Annotated in this window: 12 protein-coding genes; 2 read left to right on the top strand and 10 right to left on the bottom strand. The window is 64.8% G+C overall.

Annotated elements, in window-relative coordinates; genetic code table 11:
- Both ACIGII_RS08675 and ACIGII_RS08670 read right to left on the bottom strand, forming a co-directional pair.
- Positions 1-397, bottom strand: a 397-nt coding sequence (locus ACIGII_RS08675; protein WP_399657489.1) for a ParB/Srx family N-terminal domain-containing protein, incomplete at its 3' end; no start/stop codon positions are given.
- Positions 398-476: 79 nt separating this feature from the next.
- The gene (locus tag ACIGII_RS08670) at positions 477-1,301 is read right to left on the bottom strand and encodes a DUF932 domain-containing protein (RefSeq protein WP_154352387.1); all 825 of its coding nucleotides are present in this window, start codon (positions 1,299-1,301) and stop codon (positions 477-479) included.
- A 528-nt stretch (positions 1,302-1,829) separates the two neighbouring features.
- Here ACIGII_RS08670 and ACIGII_RS08665 point away from each other — a divergent pair.
- Positions 1,830-2,498 carry a DUF6988 family protein gene (locus ACIGII_RS08665; protein WP_154352386.1) on the top strand — a complete coding sequence of 223 codons (669 nt, stop codon included), beginning with the start codon at positions 1,830-1,832 and terminating at the stop codon, positions 2,496-2,498.
- Between the two features lie 29 nt (positions 2,499-2,527).
- Here ACIGII_RS08665 and ACIGII_RS08660 read toward each other — a convergent pair whose 3' ends face one another.
- Together ACIGII_RS08660 and radC are read right to left on the bottom strand one after the other, a co-directional pair.
- Positions 2,528-2,878: a DUF2958 domain-containing protein gene (locus ACIGII_RS08660; RefSeq protein WP_154352385.1), complete on the bottom strand. Its 351-nt coding sequence runs from the start codon at positions 2,876-2,878 to the stop codon at positions 2,528-2,530.
- 286 nt (positions 2,879-3,164) lie between these two features.
- Positions 3,165-3,674, bottom strand: a complete 510-nt coding sequence (gene radC, locus ACIGII_RS08655) for a DNA repair protein RadC (RefSeq protein ID WP_154352384.1) — start codon at positions 3,672-3,674, stop codon at positions 3,165-3,167.
- Positions 3,675-4,089: 415 nt separating this feature from the next.
- On the opposite strand from radC, the gene ACIGII_RS08650 reads away from it, so the two are divergent.
- Positions 4,090-4,467, top strand: a complete 378-nt coding sequence (locus tag ACIGII_RS08650; RefSeq protein WP_399636387.1) for a helix-turn-helix transcriptional regulator — start codon at positions 4,090-4,092, stop codon at positions 4,465-4,467.
- Positions 4,468-4,483: 16 nt separating this feature from the next.
- Here the strand turns inward: ACIGII_RS08650 and ACIGII_RS08645 are convergent, their stop codons facing one another.
- The 6 genes from ACIGII_RS08645 to folD all read right to left on the bottom strand — a co-directional run bounded on the left by ACIGII_RS08645 (position 4,484) and on the right by folD (position 11,368).
- Complete coding sequence (locus ACIGII_RS08645) at positions 4,484-5,008, bottom strand: AlpA family transcriptional regulator (protein WP_154352383.1); 525 nt, start codon at positions 5,006-5,008, stop codon at positions 4,484-4,486.
- 4 nt (positions 5,009-5,012) lie between these two features.
- Positions 5,013-5,288, bottom strand: a complete 276-nt coding sequence (locus tag ACIGII_RS08640; RefSeq protein WP_150359708.1) for a hypothetical protein — start codon at positions 5,286-5,288, stop codon at positions 5,013-5,015.
- A gap of 60 nt (positions 5,289-5,348) precedes the next feature.
- The gene (locus ACIGII_RS08635) at positions 5,349-6,605 is read right to left on the bottom strand and encodes a tyrosine-type recombinase/integrase (protein WP_150359707.1); all 1,257 of its coding nucleotides are present in this window, start codon (positions 6,603-6,605) and stop codon (positions 5,349-5,351) included.
- A 310-nt stretch (positions 6,606-6,915) separates the two neighbouring features.
- On the bottom strand, positions 6,916-8,481 hold the full coding sequence (gene guaA / locus ACIGII_RS08630; RefSeq protein WP_399636391.1) for a glutamine-hydrolyzing GMP synthase: 1,566 nt from the start codon (positions 8,479-8,481) through the stop codon (positions 6,916-6,918).
- A gap of 112 nt (positions 8,482-8,593) precedes the next feature.
- Complete coding sequence (gene guaB / locus ACIGII_RS08625) at positions 8,594-10,048, bottom strand: IMP dehydrogenase (RefSeq protein ID WP_399636393.1); 1,455 nt, start codon at positions 10,046-10,048, stop codon at positions 8,594-8,596.
- Positions 10,049-10,492: 444 nt separating this feature from the next.
- Entirely contained in the window at positions 10,493-11,368 is an 876-nt protein-coding gene (gene folD / locus ACIGII_RS08620; RefSeq protein ID WP_399636396.1) for a bifunctional methylenetetrahydrofolate dehydrogenase/methenyltetrahydrofolate cyclohydrolase FolD, read from the bottom strand.
- Positions 11,369-11,404 lie beyond the last annotated feature (36 nt).

Genomic DNA, 11,404 nt, shown 5'->3' with positions numbered 1-11,404 from the left:
CGGGGTGCATGTTCTCGCGCTGCACGTTCTCCGCGAGGCTGACGGTACGGGCGGACGCATCGGCCACCAGCAGGCACGGCACTTCATAGTCGGCGGGGATGCGCTTCTTCTTCGCCAGCAGCTTCAAGGCGGTCAGGCGGCGATCACCGGCCACCACCTCGTAAGCCTCGCCGTCCGCGGAAAGGATGACGATCAGGTTTTGCAGCAGGCCGATGCGGGCAATGCTCGCGGCCAGTTCGGGGATGGACTGGCGCGGGGTCGTGCGGACGTTGCGCCTGGAGCGGCGCGGCAACAGTTGCGACAGCGGAACCAAGATCAGGTTCTTGGTCGGGTCTGCCGCTTCCAGCGGCGCGGCGGCTTCGATGGCGACGGTTTCGGTTTTGAGTACGGCGTTCATGGTGATAACTCCTTGCGGTTAGGGATGCAGCAGCGAGAGAAGCGGCAAGGGCTGCTGCCTGCCCCTGCCGCGTGGGGATTCAGGCTTTCAACTGGCGCAGGCCATCGGCCAGCAGCCACAGGGAGCGGTTCAGGCGCACGTTTTGGTCAATGCCTTGAACGGGGCGGGTTTGCTGGCGGCGTCCGTTGGCGCTTCGCCCGGACAGTCCGCCCTTGGTCAAGTTCTCCTGCGTGCGGTTGAACACACTCCACAGGTCGCGGCGGTCGTCGTCATGGCGGCGCGGCATCAGGATTTGCGATTCCGTGATGGGCGCGGGCTTGTTCTCGTCGTACTTCAACGCCAGCGCAGCGCGGGCGAACACTTCCGATTCCCCTGCGTCCAGCGTGATAGCGCGCATGGCATCGCGGGATTCCTGCGCCCGGTCGAAGCCGTGCAGGACTTCGTATGCGCCTTCGATCACCTGTCCAGCCACGTCGCCTTTGTGAGGCACGCGCACGTCGGCCACGGTATCGCCGCAGACAAGGCCATTGCTGCAAACGAAACGAAACATCCCGGCCAGCATCTGATAGCTGCTGGTGCCGTCATGGGAGTTCAGTAGGATGATTTCGTTGGCCTCGCGGCCGTTGATCTGGCTGGCGTGGCGCAGCCGGATCATGTGCTTGGTGTAGTCGCGGCGGTCGTCGTGGCGCACGCGGGTTTGCGTCACCATGAAAGGCTCGAAACCTTCCCCGCGCAGTTCTTGCAGCACGGTCGCGGTGGGGATGTAGCTGTATCGCTCGGAGCGGCTTTCGTGCGGGGCGTCCGCGAAGATGGACGGGGCCACGGCCCGGATTTGGTCGTCGGACAAGGGACGTTCCGAACGCAGCACCGGGGAACGGGAAGCGAAGCGGGATGCGAGTTGCATGGCATTTCTCCTGACAAAGAAAAAAGGGTTTGCTGTTCACACCGCACACCGGATTCCTAGATTCGGAAGCCCAGCCTTTCGGCTGTTCGGTGCGGTCGGCACGAGGAACCCGGTTGGCCCTGTTGCCACCGTCTTTCCTGAGTTCATCGCCCGCGACGGTCAGGAGCGCGCGAACGGGTGCCGTCAAGGAGGCAAGCGCAGGGTTGGTGCGGCCCGCAGGCGCAGCCGAGGACACGGCCCTGCGCGCCTTGACGGCACACGGGCGCGGGCTACAGTCGCGGTGAAGGTGATGAAGTCAGGGGAGACGGCTGGACATGGCAACGGCCCCTCGACACGCCGACCGCACGGCAAGCGAAGCGCGCAGGCCCGGATCTAGGAATCAGGGCCGGCGGCGTCAGCCGAGCGGAGCGAGGGAACGATGGAAGCCCATCAGGGGCGAGACGCCGCAGGCGGTTCAATGCGAAGCACGACAGCGCGACCGGCCATGTCTGCTTGGCCGGGGACGCACGACCGTCCTACCATCCCTCCATGGAAGAAACCATCCTCAACAACGACGATCCTTTGGAGCACATGCTTCACCGCTCCAATGCCTTGCACGAACGGCTGGATGAATTGCTGGGCAATGCCGAGTTCGATGGATCGCCCCGTGGCGAATCAGCCCTCGGCATGTGCTTGGTGGCTATGGAACATGCGGCGGCAATGCGAGCGTTGATGTCGCTGCGACTGCCCACGTCTGCCGTCGGCCTCATGCGCCTGCAGTTCGAGGCCCTGACACGGGCAATTTGGCTGCTCTACGCAGCTAGCGACACAGCGATCGACAAGTTGCTGGCGCCACTGACGCAGCAGAGCGAACAGGCAGCCAAGAACTTGCCTGGCGCCAGCGAAATGATTGAGCAGATCGGCAAGCGAGTCGGACAAGGCGTGCCGGCAGCCGCGCACCAGATGCTCTCGCACTTCAAGGATGTGACCTGGCACGGCATGAACTCATTCGTGCATGGCGGCATTCATCCGCTGCGGCGTAGTGCCGACGGCTTCCCGGTCGATCTTGCGCTGCAAGTGCTGCGCAGCTCGAACGGTCTGACGACCATGACCGGCATGACGATGGCTGTCCTCACCGGCGATGAAGCCGTGGCCAAGCCGGTGAGCAAGATCCAGCCGGCATTCGCCGACTGCCTGCCGGATCTGCTGAGACCTTGAACGGGGCTTCTTGCGACGCCCCGCGCAAATCATTGGACGATTCGCCCAGCCAGGCGCGCATCACGCGCATAGGCGCTCAACCGCTTTTCGGCCCGGAAAGACAGGTCACGTTCGATTGGCAGGCCCAGCCCGCCGCGCACGGTCGCCAGTTCGCCCAGGCTGACCCAGCCGATTTCCGGCATCCCCAGGCCCAGGTCGCAAAGACCAAAGGCGTGGTCGTGGTCGTCGGGATCAATCTCGGTCAGCAGCCAGGTCGCGCCGGCATCCGGCGTGAACAGCTTGACCACGGGCGCCGGATCGAAGTCCGGGTTCTCCAGTGATTTGCAGCCATTGGCCAGCAGCACGACGCGCTGCTCGTCAGTGATGAGTGCGTTGTTCATGGTGAACTCCTGAAAGGTTGCCGGGCGGAGTTGCCCGACCCTTCCGGGGCACGGCGCAGCGCAAGCAGTCAGGGGTCAACGACGGCCGCCAGGACGCAAGCGCCATCGGCGCGCAGCCCTTGACGGCGAGCACGCCGTGGCACGATGAAGGGAACAGCAAGACCGCCTCCCTTGCACCTTCACGTTCCCCGGTTCTCGGCAAGCGAAGCGCGCAGGCCCGCGCAGACCCGCGCGGGCCGGAGTTGCGCCACCGGACGCAGCAAAAAGGGGGCCGAAGCCCCCTTGGTCAGATCAGGCCGCGTTCGGCGAATGATGTGGTGTTGCCGCCCGCGACGATGATGTGATCCAGAATGCGAACGTCCACAAGTGCCAGCGCCTCCTTGAGCCGCTGGGTCAGTGCCCTGTCGGCCGCGCTCGGCTCAGGATTCCCGCTCGGGTGGTTGTGCGAAACGATGACCGCCGCCGCATTGAGCCGCAGCGCCTGCTTGACCACTTCGCGCGGATACACCGATGCGCTATCGATGGTGCCTCGAAACATCTCGGCATATTCGATCAAGTAATGGTGCGTATCCAGGAACAGCACGGCGAACACCTCGTGCTCGAACCCAGCCAGCTTGGCGCGCAGGTACTCCTTGACCGCCACCGGCGAACTGAATGACGCACCGCGCTGCATCTTGTGCTCGATAGCCTGGCGCGCGGCCTCCAGAATCTGGTCAGTCGTCGCCAGCAGGTAGCGGCCCTGCGCATCACGCACCATCAGTGAGGTATCGAACGAGGAAAAAGACAGTTGCGACATGATCGTGCTCCGGTTGCTTGGGCGGAATTGCCCGGAACCGTCGCCAGCACGGCGCAGCGCAAGCAGTCAGGGGTCGCAGACGGCCGCCAGGACGCAAGCGCGCACAAGCGCGCGCCGCCCTTGACGGCGAGAACGCCGTGATATGGTGAAGGGAACAGCAAGACCGCCCACACCCCGCCCACTGCACACACCCGCCGTTGAGCAAGCGCAGCGCGCAGGCCCAACAGGGCCGAAGGCGTCAGGGATCAAAGCCGGATGGCCGCGATTCGGCACGAAGCGCGGGGCGCAGCCCGCGAACCCGACGGCGGTACGCCGGGACGCAACATCCAAGTACCACATCGAACCCGCTCCACTACGCCGCAGCAAGTTGTCCCGATAGGTATTGAACTTCACCATGTCTCCATGCAGCAGAACCATGGAGTCCGAGGTGGAACAGCTATCGCAAGCCCCCAATACCGCCGGCACCGATGTCGGCCTCCCCTTGCCAGGCACGGATGCCTACGAGGCTTTGCCGCAATTTCCAACGCGCAGTGTCCTTCCCTTCCGTCGCACCATTCGCCGGCAGGAACTGCGGGAGATCGTTCCCCTCGCCGAAACGACGATCTACGAAATGGAGCGTCGCGGTGAGTTCCCACGTCGCTTCAACCTGACGCCACGCTGCGTGGTATGGGACTTGGCAGAAGTGGAAGCCTGGGTCGAAGAACGAAAGCAGGCTCCGCGCGCCGGCGTATCGAAACCGGATGTCCACTTACGAAAAACCCGCCCTGTCCGGGCGGGTTCGAGCGAGGCATAAGGCCAAGCAGCGGCGCTCATCCAATCAAAACCTCCAGTGCCTTGGATGTCGAGCGCGGCAATCGCTGCCCCTCCTTCGCCACGTTGACCTGCAAGGCCACTCGCGCCACCTCAAACACGTCTTTGGCCAGCGAGTAGCTGCCCTTGGCCTGCAACCACGCCAATACGTCCGCCAAATGCCAGATCGACGCGCTGCCTTCATGCACCGGCGCCGGAAAGCTGCCCGGATGCGCCAGCATCAGCTTGCGCATGTTCTGCCGCGACACGCCAACAATGTCGGCCACGTCAGTCAGACCCACCAGATCCGGCGCTACTTCGATCAATCGCGCGGTCGGCGCGGCGCCGCGCACATCGGCCAGCGCGCTACGCACGGCCTCGTCCGCATCCGCTGCCTCGCGGGTGAACTCTAGCGCCAACCGACCCGGCTGCCCAATGCCGATCAAGGCATCGTCGCAGCCGGCTTCGCCCAGGCGCTCCACCAGTGCATCCGTATCGCGGTCGTCGTCGGCGAGCTGGTATTTCAGGGTGAAGGTGTATTCCATCGCGCTACTCCTTGGCACCATCATCAGCGTCGCGCTGCGGCCGGTGCGTGATGCAGTTGTCCACGACGCGCCGCAAGGCGCGCGCGTGGTTGCCGGGATTTTTCGGCGTGCTCCATACGCTGGTGATGCAGAACTCGCCGCAGCGACATTCTTCATCGTTGTAAGGGCAATACATCCGCCCCCAAGCGTGGCTGCCGCCGACTTCGACGCGCCAGCCCTGCCCTTCGGCATGCCTGAGAGCTTCCTCGACATCTTTCTTCGGATGAGGGGAACGAGCCATCAATGATCTCCAGTATGGGGATGAGTTGCTTGGTTGTCAAGTGACAACCAAGCAACTGTTTCAGGCTATCGCGCTCAACGCCGGCACCACCACGTTCGCCGGTAACAGCTTCGGCACGTACGTCTGCCCACCGCCCCAGGCATCGACGAGGTTGGCCCACTCTTGCAGCATGTGGCGCCGCTGCTCGGCGTACTCGGCCTTGTTGTAAACCGAGCGCGAGGAACGCCCGTCCTCGTGCGCCAGGCACTTCTCGATCCAGTCTCGGTTGAAGCCGATTTCGTTCAACAGCGTCGAGCCGGTCCGGCGCAGGTCATGGACGGTGAAGGGTTGCAGCGGCAGTCCCTTGGTCTTTGCCGCCTCCACCACGAGCCCCGTGACGCGATTCAAAGTGGCGTTGGACATGCACCGCTCTGCGTCATAGCGAGACGGAAAAACGAACCTTGATCCCGCCGCGCAGGCGTGCAACGTCACGAAGATGTCGAGCGTCTGGCGCGATAGATAGACCATGTGCGGGTTGCGCCCCTTCATCCGCTGCTTAGGAATCGTCCAGGTCTTGCTCTCGAAATCGACCTCATCCCAGGTGGCGTGGATCAGTTCGCTCTTGCGTACCAGCGTCAGCAGGATCAAGCGCAGCGCCAGCTTGATGGTCGGATAGGTCGCCACCGATTCCATCTGCTGCATGAACAACCGGATCTCCAGCGGAGACAAGGCACGATCTTTCGGCACAAAGGTGGCGATCGAGGCCGCGCCCACGCTGTCGGCGGGGTTATCCACCTTCTCACCGTGGGCGATGGCGTAGATGTAGACCTGCTTCACGATGTCCCGAATCTGTACCGCCGTCGCCGGCGCCCCACGCTCCTTGACCTTGTTGCACAAGGCCCGCAGGTCTTCGGCCTGGATTTCGGTCAGCAGGCGATTCTGGAAGACCGGCAGGATGTCCCGGTCGATGATGTGCTTGCGCATGGCGCGGGTGCTGTCGGCCAGCCTTGCGTTGGCCAGCCACGTCTCCATCGCCGCGCCGAAGGTCTTGATGGCGACCACCCGGCGTTTCTCACGCTGCTTTTCCAGCGCGGGCGAGACACCCTTGAGAACGGCTTTGCGCGCGTCCAGCAGCAGTTCGCGCGCCATTGCCAGCGAGATGCCACCAGGGCCATAGCGTCCGAGGGTCAGTGTCTCGCGGCGGCCGTGGAGCCGGTAGTCGTAGCGGAACGTGATCGTTCCGCCAGGCGATACCGTCACGTACATCCCGTCTCGGTCAGAAGTCTTATAAATCTTGGACTTAGGCTTGAAATTACGTAGTGCGGCGTCGGTCAGCATCGAGGTTTCCTCCGGCATGTGACGGATTTACCGTCAGGTTTTACCGTCAGGGACCTGGAGACCTGCTGATGCCCGGAAAGCCCCATGAAACAAGCTTTCCCGAGAAGGCTTTTACCGTCAAAGACGGTAAAAGTCTGAATAGTGAACGAGAGTGTCTTAATCCGGCCTCGATTTTTACCGTCAGCTCTACCGTCAACTTTTTCTGCTGGCCGGCGATAGCTACCGATAGCTGTTGCGACGTATTTTCTTCTAAATCAACACGTTACGTCAGTTTTTCGATAGCTGGCGATAGTCCTCGAAGGACGTCAATTCACTCCCACTCAATCGTTGCCGGCGGCTTGCCGGAGATGTCGTAGACCACGCGCGAGACGCCACGCAGTTCATTGATGATCCGGTTGCTAACCGTGCCCAGGAAGTCGTACGGCAGGTGCGCCCAGTGCGCGGTCATGAAGTCGATGGTTTCCACCGCGCGCAGCGCGATCACCCACTCGTACGCACGGGCATCGCCGACCACGCCGACCGACTTCACCGGCAGGAACACCGCGAAGGCCTGGCTGGTCTTGTCGTACAGGTCGGCCTTGCGCAGTTCGTCGATGAAGATCGCATCGGCCTTGGCCAGCAGTTCGGCGTATTCGCGCTTCACTTCGCCGAGGATGCGCACGCCCAGGCCCGGTCCCGGGAACGGATGGCGGTAAACCATGCTGCGCGGCAGGCCGAGTTCGACGCCGAGGCGGCGCACTTCGTCCTTGAACAGCTCGCGCAGCGGTTCCACCAGGCCCAGCTTCATGTGCTCGGGCAGGCCGCCGACGTTGTGGTGGCTCTTGATCACGTGGGCCTTGCCGGTCTTGCTGCCGGCCGACTCGATCACGTCAGGGTAGATGGTGCCCTGCGCCAGCCACTTGGCGTTGCTGAGCTTGTTGGACTCTTCGTCGAAGATGTCCACAAACAGGTTGCCGATGATCTTGCGCTTGGCTTCCGGGTCGCTCACGCCTTCCAGCTTGGCGAAGTAGCGGTCGGCGGCGTTGACGCGGATCACCTTGACGCCCATGTGCTCGGCGAACATCGCCATCACCTGGTCGCCTTCCTGCCAGCGCAGCAGGCCGGTGTCGACGAACACGCAGGTCAGCTTGTCGCCGATCGCCTTGTGCAGCAGCGCGGCCACGACCGACGAATCGACGCCGCCGGACAGGCCCAGGATCACTTCGTCATCGCCCACCTGCTCGCGCACGCGCGCGATCTGGTCGTCGATGATGTTGGCCGCGGTCCACAGGGTCTGGCAGCCGCACACGTCCACCACGAAGCGGCGCAGCAGCGCCTGGCCCTGCAGGGTGTGGGTCACTTCCGGGTGGAACTGCACGCCGTACCAGCGCTTTTCCTCGTTGGCCATCGCGGCCACCGGAATGCGGTCGGTGGTGGCGGTGATGGTGAAGCCCGGGGGCGCCACCGAGACGTGGTCGCCGTGGCTCATCCACACGTTCAACTTCGGCTCGCCGCCGTGGTCGCTCAGGCCCTTGAACAGCGCGTCCGGGTGCACGACGTTGACTTCGGCATGGCCGAACTCGCGCTGGTCGGCCGCTTCGGTGGCGCCGCCGAGCTGGGCAGCCAGGGTCTGCATGCCGTAGCAGATGCCGAAGATCGGCAGCCCGCTGCCGAACACTTCCTGCGGCGCGGCCGGCGCGCCGGGCAGCGTGGTGGATTCGGGGCCACCCGACAGGATGATGCCCTTGGCGCCGAACGCGGCGATGTCCGCCGGGTTGTGGTCCCACGCCCAGATTTCGCAGTACACGCCGAGCTCGCGGATGCGGCGCGCGATCAGCTGGGTGTACTGCGCGCCGAAATCGAGGATGAGGATCTTGTCGTTATGGATGTTGGTCATGGCGCCCGGCAATGCTGGATGGAAAACGGAGGAACGAAAATCAGGTAACCCACGGCAGATAGAGAAAGAGGAACGGGAATCAGCTTCCTCGTTCCTCTTCGCTCATGCCGCGTCAGGCGCGGTAGTTCGGCGGTTCTTTGGTGATCTGCACGTCGTGGACGTGGCTCTCACGTTGGCCGGCGCCGCTGATCTTGACGAACTTCGGCTTGCTGCGCATGTCTTCGATGTTGCCGCAGCCCACATAGCCCATGGTGGCGCGCAGGCCGCCCATCAGCTGGTGGATGATGCCGCCGACCGGGCCGCGGTACGGCACGCGGCCTTCGATGCCTTCGGGCACCAGCTTGTCGGCGCTGGAAGCATCCTGGAAGTAGCGGTCCTTGGACCCCTTCTCCATCGCCGCCAGCGAACCCATGCCACGGTAGCTCTTGTACGAACGGCCCTGGAACAGCTCGGTTTCACCGGGCGATTCCTCGGTACCGGCCAGCAGGCCGCCGATCATGATGGTCGATGCACCGGCGGCCAGCGCTTTGCCGATGTCGCCGGAGTAGCGGATGCCACCGTCGGCGATCAGCGGGATGCGGTCCTGCAGCGCTTCGGCCACCAGGTCGATCGCGGTGATCTGCGGCACGCCGACACCGGCGACGACGCGGGTGGTGCAGATCGAGCCCGGGCCGATGCCGACCTTGACCGCGTCCGCGCCGCTGTCCAGCAGCGCCAGCGCGGCTTCGCCGGTGCAGATGTTGCCACCCACGACCTGCACCTGCGGGAAGTGCTTCTTGACCCAGCTGACGCGGTCCAGCACGCCCTGCGAGTGGCCGTGCGCGGTGTCCACCACCAGCACGTCCACGCCGGCGGCGACCAGCGCTTCGACGCGGCGATCGGTATCGCCGCCTACGCCCACGGCGGCACCGACCAGCAGGCGGGTGGCGACGTCCTTGGCGGCGTTCGGGTAATCGGTGTTCTTCTGGATGTCCTTGACGGTGATCAGGCCGCGCAGGGCGAAATCATCGTTGACCACCAGGATCTTTTCGATGCGGTTGCGGTGCAGCAGCTGCAGCACTTCCTCGGACGCGGCGCCTTCCTTGACCGTGATCAGGCGATCCTTCTTGGTCATGATGTGGCGGACCGGATCGTCCAGCTCGGTTTCAAAGCGCATGTCGCGGTGGGTCACGATGCCCACCAGCTGGCCGCCATCCACCACCGGCACGCCGGAGATGTTGCGCGCCTGGGTCAGCGCCAGCACGTCGCGGATGGTGGTTTCCGGGCCGACCGTGATCGGGTCGCGGATGACGCCGGCCTCGAACTTCTTGACCTTGGCCACTTCGGCGGCCTGCTGGTCCACGCTCAGGTTCTTGTGGATGATGCCCATGCCGCCGAGCTGGGCCATGGCGATGGCCAGGCGGGCTTCGGTGACCGTATCCATGGCGGCCGACAGGATCGGCAACTTCAACCGCAGGTCACGCGTGAGGCGCGTTTCCAGGGTCACATCCTTGGGCAGGATGATGGAATGGGCGGGAACGAGCGAGACGTCGTCGTAAGTGAGTGCTTCAGCCTGGATGCGCAGCATCGGCATACCCGAGATGTGGGGAAGCGCGACATTTTACCCTGATTTCGCCCCGATGGGCAGGGGCCGGATGCGACGCTGTGTCGCGCGGCGGCCGGTTTGTTCATGCGGCGAGAGACCGGCGGGGCCGCACGACCAACGGTCGTGCGCTACCGATGAGGCGGGCCGGGATGGCCGCACGACCAACGGTCGTGCGCTACCGGCGATGCGGGCCGGGATGGCCGCACGACCAACGGTCGTGCGCTACCGGCGGTACGGGCCGGGATGGCCGCACGACCAACGGTCGTGCGCTACCAGGCGGTGCGGACCGGGATGGCCGCACGACCAACGGTCGTGCGCTACCAGGCGGTGCGGGCCGGGATGGCCGCACGACCAACGGTCGTGCGCTACCAGGCGGCGCGGGTGGATTCGGTAGGTGACGACCGTTGGTCGTCACGGGGTCCGGCGTCAGGACGCTTCGGCCGCCTCGATGGTGTTCTGCATCAGCGTGGCCACGGTCATCGGCCCTACCCCGCCCGGGACCGGGGTGATCCAGCTGGCGCGCTCGGCCGCCGCCTCAAAGCCTACGTCGCCGACCAGGCGGCCGTCGTCCAGGCGGTTGATGCCCACGTCGATCACCACCGCGCCCGGCTTGACCCACTCGCCCGGCACGATGCCGGGGCGGCCCACCGCCACCACCAGGATGTCGGCGTTGCGCACCGACTGCTCCAGCACGTCCTTGGGGGTGAACTTGTGGCAGCTGGTCACGGTGCAGCCGGCGATCAGCAGCTCCAGGCCCATCGGTCGGCCCACGTGGTTGCTCACGCCCACGATGGTGGCATTGCGGCCACGCACCGGCTGGTCGGTATGGCCCAGCAGCGTGGTGATGCCGCGCGGGGTGCACGGGCGCAGGCCGAATTCACGCAGCGCCAGGTGGCCGACGTTTTCCGGGTGGAAACCGTCCACGTCCTTGCGCGGGTCGATGCGGTGGATCAGGCGGCTGGCATCGGGGATGCCCGGCAGCGGCAACTGGACCAGGATGCCGTGGATCTTCGGATCGGCATTGAGCTGGTCGATCAGGGTCAACAGCTGGGCCTCGGTGGTTCCGGCCGGCAGGTCGTAATCGAAGGCTTCTATACCGACCTTTTCCGCCGCCCGGCGCTTGTTGCGCACGTACACGGTCGAGGCCGGATCGCCCCCCACCAGCACCACGGCCAGCCCCGGGCGGCTGCCGCCTGCGGCCAGACGGGCGTCGACACGGACCTTCAGGCTGTCCAGCAGGTCTTCGGCGATGCGGCGTCCGTCCAGGATGCGGGCGGTATGGCGGGGGGCGGGATCGTTCATCGAATGCGGGCGTGGGGCGGTGGGGACGGTATTGTC

The organism is Stenotrophomonas sp. NPDC077420 (assembly GCF_044543385.1).
In the GTDB taxonomy this organism is placed as follows: Bacteria; Pseudomonadota; Gammaproteobacteria; order Xanthomonadales; family Xanthomonadaceae; genus Stenotrophomonas.
The sequence above is the reverse complement of the archived record's forward strand: the minus strand, read 5'-3'. Positions and strand labels throughout refer to the sequence as shown.